At 38.2% G+C, this 21,937-nt stretch carries 12 protein-coding genes and 1 pseudogene; 5 read left to right on the top strand and 8 right to left on the bottom strand.

Annotated elements, in window-relative coordinates; genetic code table 11:
* Positions 1-273 precede the first annotated feature (273 nt).
* Both XEN7305_RS05885 and XEN7305_RS05880 read left to right on the top strand, forming a co-directional pair.
* A pseudogene (locus tag XEN7305_RS05885) lies at positions 274-841 on the top strand (Uma2 family endonuclease).
* 41 nt (positions 842-882) lie between these two features.
* Positions 883-1,113 (top strand): hypothetical protein, encoded by a 231-nt coding sequence (locus XEN7305_RS05880; RefSeq protein WP_006508443.1) that lies wholly within the window; start codon positions 883-885, stop codon positions 1,111-1,113.
* On the opposite strand, the gene XEN7305_RS28920 is transcribed toward XEN7305_RS05880, so the two are convergent.
* Both XEN7305_RS28920 and XEN7305_RS05870 read right to left on the bottom strand, forming a co-directional pair.
* Complete coding sequence (locus XEN7305_RS28920) at positions 1,094-1,246, bottom strand: hypothetical protein (protein ID WP_158500381.1); 153 nt, start codon at positions 1,244-1,246, stop codon at positions 1,094-1,096. The genes XEN7305_RS05880 and XEN7305_RS28920 overlap by 20 nt on opposite strands.
* A 202-nt stretch (positions 1,247-1,448) precedes the next feature.
* The gene (locus tag XEN7305_RS05870; RefSeq protein ID WP_006508441.1) at positions 1,449-5,858 is read right to left on the bottom strand and encodes a CHAT domain-containing protein; all 4,410 of its coding nucleotides are present in this window, start codon (positions 5,856-5,858) and stop codon (positions 1,449-1,451) included.
* A 500-nt stretch (positions 5,859-6,358) separates the two neighbouring features.
* On the opposite strand from XEN7305_RS05870, the gene XEN7305_RS26430 reads away from it, so the two are divergent.
* The 3 genes from XEN7305_RS26430 (at position 6,359) to XEN7305_RS29995 (ending at position 13,020) form a co-directional block, all read left to right on the top strand.
* Positions 6,359-10,447, top strand: a complete 4,089-nt coding sequence (locus XEN7305_RS26430; RefSeq protein WP_006508440.1) for a DUF4347 domain-containing protein — start codon at positions 6,359-6,361, stop codon at positions 10,445-10,447.
* A gap of 129 nt (positions 10,448-10,576) precedes the next feature.
* Positions 10,577-11,974: a proton extrusion protein PcxA gene (locus XEN7305_RS05860; protein WP_006508439.1), complete on the top strand. Its 1,398-nt coding sequence runs from the start codon at positions 10,577-10,579 to the stop codon at positions 11,972-11,974.
* A 188-nt stretch (positions 11,975-12,162) separates the two neighbouring features.
* On the top strand, positions 12,163-13,020 hold the full coding sequence (locus XEN7305_RS29995) for a calcium-binding protein (protein WP_006508438.1): 858 nt from the start codon (positions 12,163-12,165) through the stop codon (positions 13,018-13,020).
* Between the two features lie 86 nt (positions 13,021-13,106).
* Here XEN7305_RS29995 and pheS read toward each other — a convergent pair whose 3' ends face one another.
* The 6 genes from pheS to XEN7305_RS05820 all read right to left on the bottom strand — a co-directional run bounded on the left by pheS (position 13,107) and on the right by XEN7305_RS05820 (position 21,821).
* The gene (pheS, locus tag XEN7305_RS05850; protein WP_040896895.1) at positions 13,107-14,105 is read right to left on the bottom strand and encodes a phenylalanine--tRNA ligase subunit alpha; all 999 of its coding nucleotides are present in this window, start codon (positions 14,103-14,105) and stop codon (positions 13,107-13,109) included.
* 86 nt (positions 14,106-14,191) lie between these two features.
* Positions 14,192-17,848 (bottom strand): Calx-beta domain-containing protein, encoded by a 3,657-nt coding sequence (locus XEN7305_RS05845; RefSeq protein ID WP_006508436.1) that lies wholly within the window; start codon positions 17,846-17,848, stop codon positions 14,192-14,194.
* A gap of 12 nt (positions 17,849-17,860) precedes the next feature.
* Positions 17,861-19,096, bottom strand: a complete 1,236-nt coding sequence (locus XEN7305_RS05840) for a hypothetical protein (RefSeq protein WP_006508435.1) — start codon at positions 19,094-19,096, stop codon at positions 17,861-17,863.
* A gap of 587 nt (positions 19,097-19,683) precedes the next feature.
* Entirely contained in the window at positions 19,684-20,361 is a 678-nt protein-coding gene (locus XEN7305_RS05830; RefSeq protein WP_006508433.1) for a hypothetical protein, read from the bottom strand.
* A 24-nt stretch (positions 20,362-20,385) separates the two neighbouring features.
* Positions 20,386-20,802 carry a hypothetical protein gene (locus tag XEN7305_RS05825; RefSeq protein ID WP_144053202.1) on the bottom strand — a complete coding sequence of 139 codons (417 nt, stop codon included), beginning with the start codon at positions 20,800-20,802 and terminating at the stop codon, positions 20,386-20,388.
* A gap of 104 nt (positions 20,803-20,906) precedes the next feature.
* Positions 20,907-21,821, bottom strand: a complete 915-nt coding sequence (locus XEN7305_RS05820; protein ID WP_006508431.1) for a hypothetical protein — start codon at positions 21,819-21,821, stop codon at positions 20,907-20,909.
* Between the last annotated feature and the right edge of the window lie 116 nt (positions 21,822-21,937).

Below are 21,937 nucleotides of genomic sequence, written 5' to 3'. Positions count from 1 at the left end.
AGACTATATTGTTCCCCTTCCTGTAGGAAGGGGTTAGGGGTAGGTGGCGCAAGGGAACGCTCACCAAGAGAGAGGACAGAAGGATAACACTACTTCTAACTTATCCCTTTAGGTTGAATTCCTCCACTTCTTTAAGTGGAACAGGGCATAGTGGTGAGTCTAATTTTCCCACTATGCCAGTTACCTTCTGCCTTCTGCCTTCATTCTTCTGCCTTCGATTTAAAGTAATCGCATAATTCTAGGTAAAATGAGATAAAGTTCCTCTTGCTGATCATGCAATTACAAACTCAACATCACAAATACACTCCAGAAGAGTATCTCCAATTGGAAGAGCAGGCGGAGTCGAAAAGTGAATACCATGATGGAGAGATTTCACTCATGGCAGGAGGAACAACAAATCATAATGAAATTTGTCTAAATTTAGCAGCTAATCTCAAGTTTGGTTTAAAGAAGCAAAATTATCGCGTTTATATTGGTGATATACGGCTCTGGATACCTCGCCATCGGGTCTATACCTATCCTGATGTAATGGTGATCAGAGGAGAACCCGTTTATGCAGATCAAGGGACTACTACCGTAACCAATCCCATTTTAATAGCAGGGGTATTATCTATCAAAATCGACGCAGAATTATTACCAAGGAGACAAATTTGCTTATTATCGTTCTATTCCTGAGATAAGAGAATATCTTCTGATTTCCCAAAAACGAAACCACATTATGCGGTACAGCAAAACTGAGGCGGGGAAATGGTTGTTGTCGGAATATGAAACAGAAACTTCAACTATTCAATTTACTTCTATTAATTTTGAGTTGAAGTTGTCTGAAATTTATCATCTATAGATATTAAAGTTTAGTAGTGTTCTAAAAGTTCAATATCAATTATGTCATCTCCAGAATTAGAAAAAAGAGTCACTATTTTAGAAGGTGAGTTAACGCAAATAAAATCATTACTAGAAACTTCTATAAGTCAAAATAAGCCTTGGTGGAAAGAAATATCAGGTCAATTTTCTAATAGTTCAATTTTTGATCAGGTAGTAGAGCTAGGTCGAGAATATCGTGAATCATCAAAGGAAGAAGTGAATGATTCAATCTTTAAACGAGATTATTGGTAATGAGATGATGATTTTTAGCAATAGAAGTAGCAATATTGGGGCTATTGGGATTTACAGCTAAGATTCGGCTATTAGGAATAATTACTAAATCCATATCTTCCATAGGAATTGCACCTAAATAAGACTTGATCATCCCATGACTAATACTAAGTCGCGTTCTAAAGTGTGATTTTGCATCTCGCGCAAAGACGCCAAGACGCAAAGAAAGGCGCAAAGAGTATTTTTATAAATGTAGTTTCCCGGATTCTCTGTGTCTTGGCTATTACTCTTCACGTTCAACCGCACCTAATGCCAATAAAGTAGCTCTTTGGGCTTGGGTTAAACCTGTAACTCTTTCAATATTGGTTCCTGCATAAATTACGATTATCCCAAGTAGTCAAACATTTTCCAGTATTAGGATCCCATATTTTAATTGTGGAGTCATAACTACCAGACGCGAGATATTGACCATTATCCGTCCAAGCGACAGACCTAACAGCACTATTATGACCACATAAAGTATTAAGACATTGACCGTTAATAGGGTTCCATATTTTTATCGTTTGATCATAACTAGCACTCGCAAGAGCTTGCCCATCAGGACTCCATACTATTGATGTGACCCAATTGGTATGTCCGAATAAGGTATTAAAGCATTGACCATTAATAGGGTTCCATATTTTTATCGTTTGATCATAGCTACCACTCGCAAGAGCTTGTCCATCAGGCCTCCAGACTACTGACCTGACAGCTCTTTGGTGACCACATAAAGTATTAAGGCATTTACCGTTAATAGGGTTCCATATTTTTATCGTTTCGTCAGAACTACCACTCGCAAGAGCTTGTCCATCATTGCTCCAATCTACCGATCTAACCTCTCTTTGATGACCAGTAAAAGTATTAAGGTATTTACCGTTAATAGGGTTCCATATTTTTATCGTTTTGTCAGAACTACCGCTAGCGATAACCTGACCATCATTGCGCCAGGCTACTGACGTAACAGCACTATTATGACCAATTAAAGTCTGGAGACATTCACCATTAATAGGGTTCCATATTTTTATCATTTGATCATAACTAGTACTAGCAAAAGCTTGACCATCAGGACTCCAGATTACTGATGCAACCCAATTAGCATGACCAGTTAAAGTCTGCAGGCATTGACCATTAATTGGATTCCATATTTTTATTGCAAATCCATAACTAGCACTGGCAAGAAATTGATTATTAGGACTCCAAGCTACTGCTCTAGTAGCTCCATCATGACCAGTTAAAGTCTGGATGCATTGACCATTAATAGGGTTCCATATTTTTATCGTTTGATCATCACTGGCACTAGCAAGTAATTGACCATCAAGGTTCCAAGATGCTGATCTGATTGTACTATTATGACCTATTAAAGTTTTACGACAATGACCATTAATTGGATTCCATATTTTTATCGCTTTATCAGAACTAGTACTGGCAAGCGCTTGACCGTTAGGACTCCATACTATTGATGTAACAGCACTATCATGCCCAATAAGAGTATTAAGGCATTGACTATTAATAGGGTTCCATATTTTTATTGTGGAATCATAACTAGCAGAAGCTAGAGCTTGTCCATCAGGCCTCCAGACTACTGACGCAACCCAACTAGTATGGCCATTTAAAGTCTGGATGCATTGACCATTAATAGGGTTCCATATTTTTATCGTTTGATCATCACTGGCACTAGCAAGCAATTGACCATTAGGACTCCAAGCTATTGATCGAACCAAAATATCATGACCAGTTAAAGTTTGAAAGCATTGACCATTAATAGGGTTCCATATTTTTATCGTTTTGTCGGAACTACCACTAGCAAGCAATTGACCATCAGGACTCCAAGCTACTGATACGGCCGTACCATAATGACCATTTAGATTTTGTAGGCATTGACCATTAATAGGGTTCCATATTTTTATTGTGGAGTCATAACTAGCAGAAGCGAGGGCTTGACCATCAGGATTCCATGCCACTGATCTAACCCAATCATTGTGACATTTCAAAGTTAGTAATTCCCTTCCTGTAACTACTTCCCATACTCTAACTGTCCTATCACTGTGACTAGTAGCCAAAATCGACTCTTGAGGATGCCAACTAACTGAAAAAACAGTACCAAAATCTTGTTTCGCAAACAGGCAGTCTTTTAAATTCGCTGCTGATAAATTTAGATCTCTGAAATGGGCTTGGCTAAAATTACCACCTTTAATTACTGTTCCTGATAAATTTTGATTGGTTAGTAAATTATTCTGCAATGGCAAAAGTAAATTTATGCCATTTCCTCCTAAATATGCAGCTTGTTCCTCACTTTTTCCCTTTGTTTCCTGGATTACTTCTAATAACCTTTGTTTAGTTACTTCTACTTGGGAAATCATCGGCAAGATAAGCTCCTGAACTGCTTTGGCTAAGGGTTGTTTACCAAAAGTCTCTGCTAAATCTAATCTTTCTTGAAACTCAGAGATCTCTGCAATAGCTGCAAAATCTTCAGCTAAGATCCCCAATTCTGCTGCAAATTTATAAGCTACAAAAAACTCTAAAAAAGAACGATGAGCAGGACTATAATCTCCCTCTGAGTTCCGCACCAAAATAGTTTGACCCATCATGTCAAAATGCCAATGATCTAATTCCTTAGCTTCGGCGACCTTGTCCCCGAAACACCGCCGAATTCTTTCAGGAAATTCACGATAATTGATACTCATGGTATCTTTGGAAATCATTTCCCAGGAAAGTTCGCAGAGAAAATACAATTTGTCGGCCAGAGAAGTAAAAGTTCGCTTAGTTTTTATATCCCGATTCATTTTCCGCGTCACAGCATAGAGATAGATCCGCGAAATATCTATAGGTTTGCCCTGCTCAATATCTGGCAAAGCTTCCACAATCAGCCCCAGCATGACAGGGCGACGAGCTAAATCTAATAAATCTTGATTTGCTATCACCTTGGCAATTGTTTTTGCCTGAACTTCCTGTTTTTCTAAAACTTCTTGAATCTGCTGCTGATTAAACTTTTCCAACTCCAAAACTTCAAACTGCGGTGGTTCGCCTGTCAGAGCTGCAACCGAAGCCTGTAACTCGGCACTTAATAGTCTTCGTCCTTGCTGCGCTTCAGGAAAATGTTCGGTGCGACAAGTTAAGATTGCCTTCGCTCCAGGAACAATTGCCCGCGCCAATTGCCAAAAATTATTGATCATGGCTTGTGTGTCTATTCTGGCTGCCATTTCATCAAAACCATCAAAAATAAGCAGCAACTTTCCCATGCGATTCAACTGTTCAAATGCTGAATATCCAGGCAAAGGAATCTCATGTTTGCGGAAAAAGAATTCTGAGAACAATGACTCCATATTTACAGCCTTCGCATAATCTCGCAGCGGGATCACCAATGGCAAACGAGGACGCTCAATTCCTTGGTCTTTAGCTTCTAGATATTTTTGTAAAGCAATTCCCGCATAGTGAAAAGCAAACCAAGTTTTTCCCGTGCCAAATTCCCCTAAAACCGAAAGATGTTCTTTACTATCATCTGCTAGCCATTGCCCGATATAGCCTTCAATCCAACCGTTATGTTCATCATATTTACTTGTCCCCAACTTTTGCTTGGTTTCTGGGTCAAATTCGTCTTTGGTGCAAGCGAGGGGAACATATTGTGTATCAATTTTTCGGCGTTGAATTTCTGCTGTCAGCCATTGGATATAACCATCAAACTGCGCAACATCGTCTAAGAGTTCATCAAAGGTATAACAAAAGATATTTTTGAGTTCAGATTGTTGTTTCGCGATCGCACTAACCCGACGTAATGCCACTAACCAACCTTCGTCGGTACGATGTTCTGATACCAAATCAGATAATTCTTGAAAATCCTTGATACTAGCTTCTCCCTCAACGCCACGAATCAGAATTCTGTCATAACCTCTTCTGGCGGGAACAGTAATAATCCATTCAAAATAATTCTCGTCCCAAACTTCATATTCTTCAAAACTATAGTTAAGCGCCTCAAACCAGCCCCGCATTTGTTCTGCTAAATCTTTTGCTTGACACTTTTCTTGGGGAGATTTAAGAGATCCTACTATTTGCTCATTAATTGATTGAGATTTTAAAATATCGTCTTCAATCTTATTCGGAAATTTATTCTCTAGAAATAGGAGAATTTCATGTTGTTCTAAATTTATATAATCTCTTTCTTCTTTTGAATAGGCTGGCACAAGCTTACGCTCTACATTGTCACTTTTGTATAGCTCCAAATGAATACGATTACAACCGACTTCATAAGCCTCCTTATATGTCATGTCATTGAACAATGCATCATAGAAACCCTTAGTAAAAAGGAGTGCGGCGTCATCATGTATCTCTTTCTTGGTTGCAATAAGATAATTGATATGTTGGTAAATTTGCTTGCCTTGAGCCTGAGAATGACAGGCGTTTAAGACTACACATTCAATTCTGTTCTTTAATATTTTGAGCAAATCTGTCAAAGCTTCTGTACTGATTGCTTGAGCTGCTCCTTCCTCATTTTCTAGAATCAGACCCTTATGACTAGATCCATGTCCACAAAAATGGACAATTCGAGGTTTCTCACTCAGAATAATTCTTTGTAAATCGCTAATTCGAACTGCTGGCTCTATAACTATGGCAAATTTATCTCTCTTCTGGGAACGCTCATGAGATTCTCTAATGGAACGAATCTCAGGACTCAATTTTAGTTGTTCTGTTTTAGACGGATTAGAGGCTAAGACTAAAATTTTTGTTTTCATAGCATCTGCAATAAAAGCCAAATTTATTAGTAGAGAAAAGTATATTCGAGTTAATAAGTGATAATTGTATAAGGTTTTGTCAAGCCAAGTTGAAAATAAATGACTAAATATCGAGCAAAACTTTAGTCCCTCGTAATACTAACCTGCGTTCATAAACGTAAGATCATTTTTAATTCCCTTTGCGTCTTTGCGTCTTTGCGTCTTTGCGCGAGATGCTCCCATTACACTTTAGAACGCGACTTAGTATAATGTTGTGATTTGAAAGCCAGCGATCTCATTATGGCTCTACATTTTAGCAGAATAATCAAAAATTAATTAGACGCTTCAACTTTAACCAAAACCTATAATTGTTTCAATTTTTTTTCAATACAGCAATTGTTTTCATAAACTTAAATATACAAAAAATATACAGAATTAAATTGACAATAAAGTTAGTTATTTCAATCTAAAACTCATATATTCTTAATTACTATAAAGCGAATTATTAAATATGAATATATATGATTGAAAATATTGAAAATAGCGGCGACTATACAATTTCTCAGTCTTCTAACCTCACTATCATTGATTCTAATCTTGACAACTATCAGGACCTAGCTCAAGGTGTCAATAATTCTGAAATTCTCATTTTAAATAATAGTCGTGATGGCATTACACAGATCACCGACTATTTAGCCAATCAAAGCAACATAGAAAATATTCACATTTTTTCCCATGGCAATCAAGCTCAATTACAATTGGGTGATAGCATCTTTGGGACAGATGATTTAGCTCAATATACCCAAGAAATTCAGAGCTGGAATACTGCTTTAACCGAAGACGCTGATATTTTAATATATGCCTGCAACCTAGCATCAGCAAGTGATGGACTGGCTTTTGTTGAACAATTTGGGCAAATAACTGGTGCTGATATTGCAGCTTCTGATGATCTAACCGGTAGCTACAAAGGCGATTGGGATTTAGAAATTACCCAAGGAACCATTGAAGCCCAATCAATCCTTGATCCCTTAGTCGCAAGCCAATATTCAGAAACTCTAGAAATTGCGATCGCAGAAAGTGGCACAGTCAGGATAAATGATAGATGGCGCACCATCAATCTCCAAAATACCTATGAAGATCCCGTAGTTATCTTAGGGCCTCCATCCTATAACGGCCCCAATCCTGCCACAGTCAGAGTCGACAACGTTACCAACAACAGTTTTCAAGCCCGCATCGATGAATGGGAATATCTAGACGAAACCCATATCGGCGAATCTGTGGGCTACTTAGTCGTTGAGGCAGGGACTCACGTCCTGGAAGATGGCACAGTGATTATTGCCGAGAATCAACCTCAAGTTGACCATACTTGGCAAACCATTGAATTTGATACTAGTTTTGCGACGACTCCGATTGTGCTCGCTCAGACAATCACTGAAAATGAAGCCAGCGCTGTTACAGAAAGAATTCGCAACGTTAGTACTTCAGAATTTAGACTAAGAGTTCAAGAGGAAACTGATGTCCGACCCATTTATCGAGAAGAACTTGGCATTGCCGACTCCACCAATTATTTCCATGCCGATGAAATGGTCAGCTGGTTAGCTATTCAGCCAGGGGCCGGAAACTTGGGCGATTCGGCCTTTATCTCAGGGACTTTCGAAGCTGATCACAATGGTCAAACGGAATCTTTGAGTGGTTTAACTAGCGAGCTGCCAGTCTTCTTAGCTTCAACCAATACAATTGCGGGCGGAGATCCGGTGGCGCTCCGTTATACGGATCTCAGTCAATCAGAAGTATCACTATTCTTAGAAGAAGAACAATCTCTAGATGAGGAGATCATCCATGCTTTTGAAACCGTAGGCTACTTAGCCTTAGATCCTGGCCTAATTAATACCGCTGAGGAAACTGAAACTAATCTTGACGAACCGATCGCCCTTTGGACATTCGATCAAGCGCCGATTAATAACATAACTCTAGATAATTCCAACAATGGTAGCAATCATTCTGGGGTCTTGGTCAATGGAGTTACTAGCGGTTCTATTGGTGGAGATTTAGGCGGTATCGTAACCTTTGATGGTCAGGATGATTACATTGAAGTTGGCGATTCGAGTGATCTTAACCTAGAGATTCAGGCTCAAAGAACTGTCTCTGTCTGGTTCAATGTCGATAATAAAACTCTCTTTTTACCCAATGCGGATACGGAACGGAAACAAGTAATTTATGAAGAGGGCGGCCCTTTGAGGGGACATAATATTTATATCGAAAATGGTAGTTTATATGTCGGTAGCTGGGATCAAGGAAGAAGTAATTGGGATGGAACCTATTTATCCACTGATGCTTTTGAGTCTAACACCTGGCATCATGTAGCATTGGTTTTAGATGCTGCTCCTGATACTAATAGCTTGCAATCTGGGGTATTTTCGGCCTACTTAGACGGAGTCAAATTTGGTGAAGGAGACGGACTGCGACTTTTGAAGCATCCCAATGACATGGCCCTTGGCGCAGTCAATGACGGAACTCAATTCCATGATGGGATTATCGAAGGAACAGGAATTGAAGCCTTTGGGGGCAGTCTGGCAGATGTGGCAATCTACAATAAAGCTCTGAGTGGGGCAGAAATTGCCGAGAAAACTGGCTTAGTTGCCCAATGGAACTTTGAGGAAACCAGTGGCCTAGAAGCTGGGGATTCTTCTCCCACTGGAAACAACAATATCGGCAGCCTCATCAATGGCGCAGCTTTTGCCACAACAGAAACTGCCTTAGGTGGTACAGTTCGTTTTGATACCCCAAATGGTTATGTTGCAGTTGCTGATACAGAAGATATTAATGGTCTTCCCCATGCTAAACGCACTATCTCAACTTGGTTTAAGGCTGATGATCTAGTAGCAGGAAGCAAACAAGTTATTTACGAAGAAGGGGGCGTTGGTCGAGGACTAAATATCTATCTCGACAATAATAGTCTTTATGTTGGAGGCTGGTCTGGAGGACTATGGTCAGAAGGGACGTATTTATCTAGTACGGGAATTCAAGCTGATACCTGGCATCATGTCGCATTAGTCTTGGATGCCGATGAAAGCTTAACCAGTCTTCAGTCTGGAGCCTTCTCAGCCTATCTGGATGGTGTTCAATTTGCCGAAGGAGATGGTACTCGACTGTGGAGACATGTCGGGGGGATTGGCCTAGGAGCGGTCAATGTTGACACTCGCTTCCATGATGGAACGGTTCGCGGCACCGCCATTGAAGGTTTAACTGGCAATATTGCCGATACGGATATCTTTAATCGTGTTCTGAGCGGAGCCGAAATTCAGGCTTTATACAACAGTAAATTGTCATTAAGAACCGAAGAACTTGTAACCGGACTTGCCCAACCAGAGGCGATTGATTGGATTCCAAACACCCAAACTATGCTAATTCCCGAAAAAGGTGGCGTAGTCAAGGTATTCCAAGATGGCGCGTTACTAGAAACACCATTCATTGATATCTCATCTCAAGTAAATAATGACAAGTTTACGACCAGAGGTATTACAGATCTTGCTGTCCATCCCGACTTTGAAGCCAATCCCTATGTTTATTTTTTCTTTGCCTATGACCCACCAGAGGTATACGACGATGAGAATATAGACCATCCCAGAGGCGGACCAGATCAAAGCGGTATCCGAGCAGCTAGAGTAATCCGAGTCACAGCAGATGCTAGTACTAATTACACAACAGCTTTGCCTAATAGTGAAGTCGTTATCGTCGGGAAAAATAGTACTTGGGATAACTATGATGGTCGGAGAAGCCCCTTTGGCTTAAACAATGAGCAATCTCGCAATAATCCATCTGGTATTCTGGAAGATGGCACGAATATTCAGGATTTTATTGCCGTTGAGTCCAATTTTCATAACACTGGCTCCCTCGAATTTGGCCCAGATGGGGCACTTTATGTCAGCATTGGGGATGGCACTTTCGCAACCTTAGACACCGGAGCCTTCCGATCGCAGAATTTAGATAATTTGTCAGGCAAGATTCTGCGCATTGATCCAATTACCGGAGAAGGTCTAGACGATAATCCTTTCTTTGATGGTGATGCTAATTCCAATCGTTCTAAAGTTTATCAATATGGTCTGCGTAATCCTTTCCGAATTGCGATCCACCCTGAAACAGGACAGGTTTATAACGGAGAAACGGGATGGAATACTTGGGAAGAAGTAAATACAGGAGGCGCAGGAGCGAATTTTGGTTGGCCCTATTATGAGGGTGCCAGAGGGGGCAATGAGCCCACTGAACAGTTTGAAGATCTGCCCCAATCCCAAGAGTTTTATGCTAATCCATCACCAGTGACCGCCCCTATTTTTGCTCTGGATCATGATAATGATGGTGCACGCTCAGTAGTGTTGGGCGATTTCTACTTTGGCGATCGCTATCCTGAAGAATATCAAGGAGATCTTTTTGTGGTGGATTCCACAACGGGAATTATTCGCAATCTTAGCTTCGATAACCAGGGCAATGTGACTGCAGCGGATATTTTTACCCAAGATGCCAGAGTTGTTTCACAGGTTGTGATGGGAGAAGATGGCTATCTTTACTATGTTAATTTAGCTCAGGGTGTAGTTGGGCGTTGGATTTTTTAGTTAGATGAAGCACCAAACTATCATCAAAATATACTAAAGTTAGGGGTATTTAAAAATTATGTCAAATTCAAACTAGGTGGACAGTTCGGCCATTCTAGTTTTATATGCTCTGATTATCCGATACTAATAATGAACCTACAAGATATTCTAAATGGTGGTAGAAAATGGTTATCCGCAACGCCAGAACGAGCTTTAGATGCAGCCTATCGTGCGGCAATTAAAATTAAAGCCATTGAAGATGATCATTTTGATGGGCAAAAAGTATCTCGGATCAATACGGATTATTCTGATAGTGTGGTTAAGGTTTTTCGCAGTGATGTTAATAACTATCTCAAGACAATTAAGGTTAGATTAACCGAGTTTAATTCTAGTCGAACTTTACTAATATTTTCTGATGACAAACCTAGTCGCTCCAGTGAAATTGTTAAATATTCAGAGGAATTAGCGACCGATAGGGAAGAAATTTCGATCGTCGAAAAGCTCAATTTTATTGATTATGTGATCGAAAAATATCAGGATAATTCTTTGGAAGCAACTTTGACCACTGCTGAATTGGAGTCTGAGCCTCAAACTTTTACCGAAGCAACAGCTAATAATTTATTACCAAAGAAGAACCAAGCACAATCATTGGGCGATCGCAGTAGTACGCGAGACCTAGCGGTAGACGCTTCGCGATCGCCAAATGAGAATAAATCTTTAGATCCGACAATTGAGACGATTTCGGACAAAACTGGTGTGCTACCTCGTTCAATCTTAAGAACCTTAACTCGGATTCGCAAAGAAATTGATCCTCAAGCGGATAATACAGAAGAAGAAGTTTTAAAGAAATTTCGTCGTTCTCGCAATAAAACTTCGATCTCGATTCGTTTTCTCCTAATTCTGATTATTGTTCCTTTATTTACCCATCAATTTAGCAAGACATTTGTGATTCGACCAATTGTTGAAAGATACTTTGTCGATCACGAGGCCATAGTTTTTATTAATGAGGATTTCCAAGAAGAAGCTTTTGTCGAATTACGCCATTATGAACAGGATCTGCATTTTCAGAATTTAATTGGCATTACGCCTTTAATATCTGATCAAGAAATTGAGGATCGAGTTCAAGTCAGAGCCGGAGAATTGGCAGAAGAATACCGAGATCGTGGCATCAATGCGATCGGCAATATCTTTGCCGATATTTGCTCTTTAATTGCTTTTACTGCCATTATATTTTTCTGCAAAAGAGAAATTTTAATTATCAAATCTTTCCTCGATGAAATTGTCTATGGCTTAAGTGATTCTGCCAAAGCTTTTTTGATTATTTTGCTGACAGATATGTTTGTGGGATATCACTCTCCCCATGGTTGGGAGGTCATTCTTAAGGCGATCGCAAATCATTTTGGCCTAGCAGAAAATCGTGATTTTGACTTTCTATTTATTGCTACCTTTCCCGTGATTTTAGACACAGTTTTGAAATATTGGATTTTCCGCTATCTAAACCGCATTTCACCCTCTTCAGTTGCAACTTATAAAAACATGAATGAATAATTAAAATAAGATAAATAGTAAATGTTGAGATGAGCCGAGTAAACTATCAAGAATTATCATAGAAACATTTTAGATATAAAAAGAAATAGATTTCGTAAAATTTTACTTTTTTGGTATTCAATTTCTTGATTTGTCATACTTCTGTCTTATCATTGTTAGATGATGAATTGATTATTTGTAGTAATAAAATGGAAACTCCTAATCTTATTTCTGGAACTATAGCTAATGATAGCTTAATAGGAACATTAGAGAATGATTTAATTCGTGGTCTAAATGGAGCCGACTCTCTTCTAGGGAAAGGTGGTAATGATTCTATTGAAGGCAATAACGGCAACGATACCCTTGATGGTGGCAACGGTAATGATTTATTAAAAGGCTTGGGCAACCAAGATCTGGTCTTTGGGAGACAAGGCGATGATCTAATTTATGGCAATGATGGAAATGACTCTCTTCTCGGAGGCGCAGGCAAGGATACCTTAAATGGTGGCGATGGTAACGATTTACTATTAGGCGGTGCTGACGATGACGAGCTGAACGGTAATAATGGCAATGACTTTATCTTGGGACATAAAGGGAATGATGTTCTAAATGGTGGAAATGGCAATGATAAACTGCTTGGGGGAGAAGGCAGTGATACCCTCAGAGGTGGGATGGGAAATGATGAACTTCTAGGAAATATAGACAATGATGTTTTGCTAGGGGGCAATGGCAGAGACAGCCTAGTTGGCGGCGACGGTGATGATACCCTAATTGGCGGTGATGGAGCTGACACCTTGATTGGCGGTAACGGAGCAGATGTGCTACTTGGTGGTGCAGGAGCAGATACTTTTGTCCTGCAAAACGGCAGAGGTCTCGACAGAATTGTCGGCTTTAGCGATGGCATGGATACATTATCTCTAGGTAGTATTCAATTCGATAATTTGGTCATTACAGACAGTACCTTCGGGGTAACAGAAGGAGCTCTCATTGCCAACAAGGCAGGCGTCGACATTGCCTTTGTATCCGGAGTGACAGCCGATTCTCTTGATATTAATGATTTCAGCTAAGTAAATAAAGGATCGAGGAACGAGGTATCAAGGAAAAATCACTTTGAACCTCCTTATCCTTCATCCCTTATCCTTCATCCCTTATCCTAAAACTGCTTTAGAAAGCGTAGATCACTATTATATAAACGACGAATATCATCAATTTGGTGTAATACCATCGCGAATCTTTCGACCCCAAACCCCGCAGCAAAGCCTGTATAGATTTCAGGATCATAGCCAACAGCTTTGAGAACATTGGGGTCTACCATGCCGCAGCCTAAAACCTCTAACCATTTACCCTTCCATTGCACATCCACTTCAGCAGAAGGTTCTGTAAAAGGAAAATAACTAGTCCGAAATTGCACTGGTAGCTCATCGCCGAACATCTGCCGTAAAAATTCTTTGATCGTACCTTTGAGATCGCTAAACTTTAAACCTTTATCGATCGCGAGTAACTCGACTTGATGGAACACTGCCGAGTGAGTAGCATCTACCGTATCTCTTCGGTATACTCTCCCAGGCGCAATAACTCGAATCGGTGGTTCATTATTTTCCATGTAGCGAATCTGTACTGAAGAAGTATGGGTTCGCAATAAATTACCCCCAGGAAGATAAAAAGTATCTTGCATATCTCTTGCTGGATGGTCGGTCGGCGTATTTAACGCTTCAAAATTATAGTAATCCGTTTCTATTTGAGGGCCAGTTGCCACGGTGTAACCTAAGCCGACAAAGATATCCAAAACCCGATCTACGACCCCGTTAAGAGGATGAACTTTTCCTAAAGGACGACTAACCCCAGGCATCGTGACATCCAAAGTTTCAGCAGCAATTTTCGCCTGAATTGCCGCTTGCTGCAAAGTTGCTTTCTGAGTTTCTAAACTATCTTGAATTGCTTGTTTAACTTTGTTTCCTAGAGAACCAACTACCGGACGTTCTTCTGGGCTTAATTTGCCCATTCCCCTCAAAATTTGGGAAAGTTGACCTTTTTTACCGAGATATTTTACTCGGAGCTGCTCCAACTCATCTAAGCTAGGGGAATCCGCGATCGCAGCTATCGCTTCTGTTTGTAATTGGGTTAATTGACTCTGGATAGGGGATGTACTCATTCTTACGGGTGTATGGAAAATGTCCAAGGGATTATCTATCGTAGCTGATTTTGTAAGCTTCAGTCTATCCAGGGGCAATTTATTCACTACACAAAATCATTATTATCAATATTAACTGCATTGATATTAGTCAAAGTAGCCAAGGTTTCATTGGTGGCAGTTTCAAGAATGTCGGTATCTGCACCATTCTGACTAATAGTCAGATTCCCAAAAGACAGACCACCTGTGAGATCTAGTAGGTCAAAACCATCTTGATAATCTTCAATAATATCGCGATCGCCAGTCAATCCAGATGCGACGACAAAGCGATCATTACCTACTCCTCCTCTTAAAGTATCAAGACCTAAGCCCCCAATGAGACTATCATCATCGTTTTTGCCATATAGAAAATCGTCTCCATTGTCGCCGAGTAGAGTATCATTGCCCTTATTCCCAATTAATCTGTCGTTATCATTTTGACCAGACAGGATATCATTCCCACTTCCGCCATAGATACTGTCATTCCCGTCATCTCCAATTAAACTATCATCATTATTTCCCCCAGACAAAACATCAGCCCCAATTCCGCCATTAAGAGTGTCATTGCCATCACCCCCAATTAGGCTATCGTCGTCGTTTTTGCCATATAGAAAATCGTCTCCATTGTCACCGAATAGAGTATCGTTACCCTTATTCCCTATTAATCTGTCATTATCGTTTTGACCAGACAAGATATCATTCCCGTTTCCGCCATAGAGACTATCGTTGCCATCTCCCCCATTAATTGTATCGTCGCCTCCAAGACCATTGATAATATCACCTCCAGAGCTTGCACAGTCTGTGAGGTCATCATTACCAGCAGTAGGATTGCAGGAATTGATATCAAGATCATCATTTTCGATATTGGCAACTAAAGTATATTCTGTTTCAAGATCAGCAAAGGTAGCGCCAGAAATATTGGAAAGATTTAGCCCAAATACTTCATCTAATTCAATTACCGTATCCCCAATAATTTCTACCTCGACAATTCCACTTATATCTCCCGCAGTAATAGTTAAGCGTCCTGATGTGGACAGATAATCCTCTCCTGCGATCGCGTCTCCATCGACAGTATTGTAATCAATTAAGACATCTACTGGTGCCGGCGCATCAAGATTCACGGTGAATTGGGCAATTGTAGTTCCTAAATCACCTTCTATTACTGTAATATTGGCTCCTTCGAGAGTGGGAACAACTTCTAGGGTTTCAGTGCTAATTCTGGCATCAGAAAACTGAACGAATTCGACCTCAGTTAAGACATCTGTAAAATCGACCCGAATAATATTCCCTGCTCGGCACAAGGATGATGTGGCGAATTGTTTATTTTCATAGACTACAGTATCAATGCCATCACCGCCACGAACCTGATCTTCTCCATTTCCAGGTGTAATGCGATCATTTCCTCCATGACCAGAAATAGTATCGTTTCCTTCTCCACCATCAATGAGATTGTCATAACTATTGGCAACTATTTTGTCATCTCCCTCGCCACCATCTGCTCCTAAATCTAGTGGAGTTAGAAGTAGTTCATCATTTCCAGAGCTACCAGTGACAATATTTGTGAGAGGATCGACGGATGAAGGTGTTAAACCACTAGCAACGATAAAATCCGAGTCAGGAGAAACGGTGTCATCAACAAAAGAGGCTTGGACAGTAAGTGTATTTTCGGCACCTAAACTGACATCAAGTTCTTCAATAGTAGTTTCAAAGCTTAAACCCAAGGGACTATCAGTTAATTCATTGGGCAGAATGGTTTGAAGTACTTCGCCGTCTTTGAGGATTTTAAGTTCTTCGAGATTGTCGATAAGTCCTGATTTACTAAAGGCTTCGTTTAGTTCTGAAGCATCAGAGATGATCAAACCATTATCAGAATCGACAAAGTTTAACTGACCTGTAGTTACTGCACCCGCAGCATTAGTTCCATCGTCAATTCCAAAGGCTTGGACATTGGCTACATTTCTCAGTGCCATAGCATCGAAGACATAAGATTGATCAAAGGGATCAGCAAAATTAGTTTGTGATCTGCCATCGGAGGTAAAGAAAGCGATGTTATTTTCTTTGCCAATGTCTAAGGGCGATTGTAGGAAGAAAAGTTGTGCATTGAAAAGAGCATCATTATATTTTGTTCCTTCGAAGCCATTAGATGGTGTTAAGCTTTGGATGGCTGCGATCGCCTCATCTGCTGTTAGGTTAGGTCGGAGAACAGCGTTGCGACTAAAGTTAATTACGGCAAAGTTGCTGTTTTCAGCAATTTCATTATCGATGAAGTAATTAGTTAAGTTGATGTAAGCGTCTTTGACTTCTTCTAATTCTGCGACACTCATGCTGGCGGAGGTATCGATGATGAAGGCGATATTGTATGGTTCACCTGGAGGAACAAGGGAATAGTGAACTGTGGACTCGACATCTCCATCGAGCATGGAAATAGGTGAAGTTAAGCCTAAATAGTTGGCAGCATGGAGATCGTTGGGATTATTGATACTTGGTGCTGGATTGGGAACTTCTATTAATGCTGCTTCTTTTGGTCCGTCTTCTAATGGTAGAGAAACAATGCTATCGCTAAATCTGGCAAACTCAATGTTTTTCAGTATATCTATTCCAGGATCATATAATTCTCCTATGTAATTGAAATTGATTACAAGATTGGAAGGGTCGGGGTCGATAGTCTCAATGTCATAGTCAATGTATATATCAGAAAATCTTGCTTCATCAATTCCTTCACCACCATCTAGTGTATCATTTGCACCAAGACCAACTAGTATGTCATTGCCGCCATTTCCCAAAATTTTTTCTTTACGGTAAGAACCAAAAATCTCATCTTGATTACTACTTCCAATGGTAGTATTCTCTGGAAGTGAATTTCCATTTATATTTGTTCCATTTACAGAGTCTATGTAATTAAAAATGTTGTTGTATATATCTGTAGTAATCAATACTGCAACATTGTTATCTTCTACAGTGCCGCTTATAACACCAGCTACTTTAGGTACAGAGTCACCTTCAAGAAATGTCCACACTCCACTACCACTTTGACCTGTTTCTATGTCAATTGTAGGTGAAAGAATTAATCTTCCGTCCGATGAATTTATCCCATCAATATTTCCATTAGCGGTGAACATTGTACGAGCATCAGTTAAAAGTACTACTCTATTAGGAGTATTTTTTTGCTCGGAAGGACTGCCGTCTGAATCTGTAATAATAAATTGAGAGTTTTTGCTAACAGGAAAATCTGATAACTTTACAATTCCTGGATAACCAGCGGTAGAAACATCACGCCCAATCGCATCCTGTGGATCTGCAAAAGCAACAATTCCCATATACTTCGAAGGATCTGTAATTGGTTGAGAAATATTTAGCAATCCGATATCGTTACCACCAGGATCACTCAAATTGTAGTCTGGATAAGTCGGAAAAAGAGAGGATGGATTAGTTCCTATTTCTACATTATCGTCTTCACTTGAAGGAATAGTGGTTGTCCTTGGTGGCAAGGAAGCTACATCTTGAGCAAGAGTTACTCTAGCCCCAATTGGGAGTAGAGGAGTCCCTGCTGGGACTATAACATGACCTGCGGTTAACACATGATTGGGCTCAATGATGACACCACTTCCATTCCCTACCACTTGGCCTTCATAACGAGTATCTATCGCTACAATAGAATCAAATGGTTCTGTATTTACAGCCCCTCCTACAATAATATTTCTATTATCTGCTCCTGAAATTGCCATAATTATTAACTCCTAACAATGTGAATTTTTGATTTTGTATGAACTAGGTAAGTTTTTGATGGGAAGACGCACAACGATTCCATATGCACTCAGTAGCAGACTATCTGAATCTATTAAACCGTTTGTTGGTATATAATAACCAACTTGATCTCTTATGGAACGTTCCCATCGAATTTTTGATTTTGTAATAACTTCATTTTTATCAACCTTAATAAATATATGATCTGAAATTTTATTTCCAACAATCTCCGAGTCTGGAAGAACTGAAATAAGCACAAAAGAGTTTTTTACATGAATAAGACCATGTTGAGATACAACATCAATTAACGATGGTTTAGGATATCGTTTCAATAACACTGTTCCTCCTTGTAACCAGGGAGAATAAACTGTAGAGATTGCAATGAGGTTTTCCGATATAGCTCCTCTTATTAGGTGACGATTTCGTAACTCTGAAAAGGAGCTGAAATCTTCAGTCTTTTCCTCCAAAACAATTTTTTCTATTCTTCCTTCTTCTGTTATCAAGTATGGAGAATCTTCTAGTAAAGAATATGCTTTTAATCCAATAAAAAGTGATTCTTCATCTGAGTCAATTGCTAAGCTATATTTTTCTAAGCTATAGTCTGAATCCAGAAATTTAATATTTTTGGCAATCTTTCCTGTAATTGAGTCTATTAAGAAAACATGGGTACTCCATTCTTCTGCCGAAACTTCAATCTTGCCCAAAAGTACAACTTTATCTCCCAAGAATTCAAGACTATCAACAAACAGATATTCTGTCGGTAATACTACTTTTTGCAATTCATTATCTTGTAGATTTTTGAGTGATATTAAATAAGTTTCAAAACCTAATTTAATATTTTTATTCATGACAGACTCTATGATCCTTTTATCATCATAAGCCCGAATAGCTAAGACATCATTATTAAGAGCAATTTCGGAACCAAAACCATATTCTCTTTTTTTTGCAAGGGAAGATTTGGGTGGATAAATTTCATGTTTTCTTTGCCAATTTCCATCAGTTTTACGAGTATAAATTACAACTCGATTAGCTTCAGGATCTCCCACAGCTAAATAGTCTCCATCAACAGCTAAGGAAGTACCAAATGACTTACTATCGCCGGATCTTGATTCTAAACAAGTAGGGGTGTAGGCAGATGCTGCATTAGTTTTTAGTATATTTAGGTTAATCATTAGGGAAAACCCAAATAACATCAAAATGACTTTTTTAATCTTTATTGGATATTGCATCTTATCTATATAAATATAAATTTGTACAAGTATTCCATGATATTAGAATAAAATAAACAACTATTAAAAAACACAAATTACTCATAACTAATAAAAATAGCTGACATAAAGAAATAATTATGTAACACTAATAATACTTCCTTGACAGATTTTTATTGAAAGAATCTTTTTCTTAATAAGATAATTTTTTATCAGATGTTAAAATGCAAACAAATCAATTTATTAAAAATGCAATTGAGCTATTACAATCAGGTGTGCTTGCTACTGTTTATTTTGGAATTTGGTTTGTCTGTAATAAAAAACTCCAAAAAAGGAATATTTAAAGCATTTTTAATTGGCTCTATAACCCCTTTATTCTTTTATAATTTTGCGATAAAATTTGTCAACTCCATGGGCTATTTTCTTTACATTAGTGGATTTTTTCGAGATTCTCACGGAGTTTTATATTTGATATTTGCCTTTTTTGTAAAACCATTATCTGTTTTTTTGGGAATAATAATCACACTAATTTTGTTAGTAGAAGATGACTTTATAAATGAGTTAAAAAATAGTTTTAATTATCTCAAATAACCAATATTTTTTGTTATTTAATGTACTGACTCTATACAGATCTTTCTGCCAGAGTTGGTCTTTTGAACAGTTGTCAAAAGGCTTTTGAATACCAAAGCGTTAATTAGATCTTCGCGCTCCATAATTAGACGCGGCGTAGCATTTTCATCAAGGCGAAATACTTCAAGAACATCTGGTTCAATAAGATCTGTTCCTGTAACGATATTTGGGCCTCCATGATGCCAGATTGTTAGAATATCACCGTCTAAAGATAAGCTCTCATAGTTATCAATAGTTTTGCTGGAACCATTTTTAATTAATTTGATTAATGTTTTAGAGATAAAGCCTTCTGGTGACATTCTTCGAGAATAGTGACTCACTGCTATAAATTGGTCAGAAATAGCGACGCTAGCTCCTAAGATTGCATTGGGTACAAATATTTTTTGAGGTTTATTTTGTATTTCATTTAAATCAAATAGCCAAGCTGAATTTTGATCGTCATGCCATATAGAACCAAGTAACAAAATATTATTTTTAAGTCCAAGATCTTTCACAAAATCATATCTATCTTTATCAAAATGTTCTTGCTTTGGTAAATAATCTATCTTTCCATTAGAAAATAAAACGACTTGACTAGAAAATGGCAAACGTTCTATCTGGTTAATAACAAAAACAATTTTGCCTCCATCAGCAGCAATGAAGGAACTTGGAATCATACCTTTAGTTGGTACATCAATACGTTATATTTTAAATTTTTTACTGAGGTTTACCTGATAAACTGCACGAAAAATTGAATTAATTGAAGTTTTCCATTGAAAGTCTTTGGGATTAGTTATCTGATTATTGGGTAAAGATGTGCTTGCACTAATAATCAGATTATGTTGATCTAAAGCTAATCGTTTTCCAAATCCATGACCAATCTTATCAGGAGTAGAATCTTTTGGAGCAGCAATTTCTTTTGCTTTTGTCCATTTTTTATTTTTTTTACGAGTATATATTGCTACTCTATTAGCTTTACTATCTCCCACAGCTAAATATTTATCACTCATAGCTAAAGAGTAATTAAGCGTTCCACTATCAGTAGAAAATGGTATAAAACATTGTGCAAAAAAATTATACTTACAGCCACTAATCATTAAACAAGATATTGTTACCAAGCTCAGGTGTATTATTCTCATAACAATCACTCATAATTTAAATCAAATAGTTTTGCATAAATTAATTAGGCAATATACTTAGTTATAGTTTTTGTTAATAACTATTAACTCCTACAATGTGAATTTTTGATTTCGTATGAACTAGGTAAGTTTTTGATGGGAAGATTCATGACAGTTCCATATCTATTCAGTAGCAAACTACCCGAATCTATTAGACCTGTTTTTTTTGCACTATAATAATAAAACTTCCATCCTATAGGACGTTCCCATCGAATTTTTGATTTCGTAATAGTTTGATTTTTACTAACTTGAATGAATACATAGTTGAAATCAGCATTATTAGATGTTCGTTCATATGGAAAAATTGAAATAAGAGCAAAAGAATCTCTAACGTCAATCTGACCACTTTTTGGTATACTATCAATTAAAGATGGCTGAGGATATCTTTGCCATAAAGTTATTTGTTCTAAAAATGGAAGCGGCCCAGAAATTTCGATTGCAAGAAAACTATCAGAAATAGCTAATTTCTGAAAGGAAATGGATAAAGATTTAAAGAATAATAAAGAGTCTAATGCTTTTTTATCTAAGATAATATTGTCTATGTTTCCATTGCTATCAACAAGATATAGAGGGCTTTTTAGCAAAGAAGATCCCATAAAACCAATTAGAAGAGATTTGTTGTTGGAATCAATTTTTAGGCTATTTATTGTCAACTCTTGTTCCTTTTCCAATAATTCATCGATATAACTTGAACTAGTAATATTAGTACTATTAGTAATCTTTCCTGTGATTGGATCTAACATAAAAAGATAGACAAAAGATTTGCCATCAGAAACTTTAACTTTCCCTATAAAGGCAATATTGTCTCCTAAAAATACAAGACTATCGACAAATAGTACTAAGGGATTACGATTAAACAATTTGATAATAAAATTTTGTATTTTTCTTGATATTGATAACTGATTCTTTGTTTGATTTACATATAAGTCTCCTGTAGTTGGCAGTGCTATTTTTTGCAAGGAATTAATTAGACCTCTTGCAAAATAGATAAGTATTTAAATTATTGTCACAACAAGAAATTTTAAGCTGATAATGATAGTTCGTAATTGTAAATAGCGGAGAGAAGGTTACAACG

This window comes from Xenococcus sp. PCC 7305 (assembly GCF_000332055.1).
Taxonomy (GTDB): domain Bacteria; phylum Cyanobacteriota; class Cyanobacteriia; order Cyanobacteriales; family Xenococcaceae; genus Xenococcus.
The sequence above is the reverse complement of the archived record's forward strand: the minus strand, read 5'-3'. Positions and strand labels throughout refer to the sequence as shown.

Excerpts from the sequence above, each read along its gene's own strand:
- XEN7305_RS05880 (WP_006508443.1), top strand. The coding sequence starts at position 883 with ATGTCATCTCCAGAATTAGAAAAAAGAGTCACTATTTTAGAAGGTGAG.
- XEN7305_RS05830 (WP_006508433.1), bottom strand. The coding sequence starts at position 20,361 with ATGATTCCAAGTTCCTTCATTGCTGCTGATGGAGGCAAAATTGTTTTT.
- XEN7305_RS28920 (WP_158500381.1), bottom strand. The coding sequence starts at position 1,246 with ATGATCAAGTCTTATTTAGGTGCAATTCCTATGGAAGATATGGATTTA.
- XEN7305_RS26430 (WP_006508440.1), top strand. The coding sequence starts at position 6,359 with ATGATTGAAAATATTGAAAATAGCGGCGACTATACAATTTCTCAGTCT.
- XEN7305_RS05860 (WP_006508439.1), top strand. The coding sequence starts at position 10,577 with ATGAACCTACAAGATATTCTAAATGGTGGTAGAAAATGGTTATCCGCA.
- XEN7305_RS05870 (WP_006508441.1), bottom strand. The coding sequence starts at position 5,858 with ATGAAAACAAAAATTTTAGTCTTAGCCTCTAATCCGTCTAAAACAGAA.
- XEN7305_RS29995 (WP_006508438.1), top strand. The coding sequence starts at position 12,163 with ATGGAAACTCCTAATCTTATTTCTGGAACTATAGCTAATGATAGCTTA.
- XEN7305_RS05840 (WP_006508435.1), bottom strand. The coding sequence starts at position 19,096 with ATGCAATATCCAATAAAGATTAAAAAAGTCATTTTGATGTTATTTGGG.
- XEN7305_RS05845 (WP_006508436.1), bottom strand. The coding sequence starts at position 17,848 with ATGGCAATTTCAGGAGCAGATAATAGAAATATTATTGTAGGAGGGGCT.
- pheS (WP_040896895.1), bottom strand. The coding sequence starts at position 14,105 with ATGAGTACATCCCCTATCCAGAGTCAATTAACCCAATTACAAACAGAA.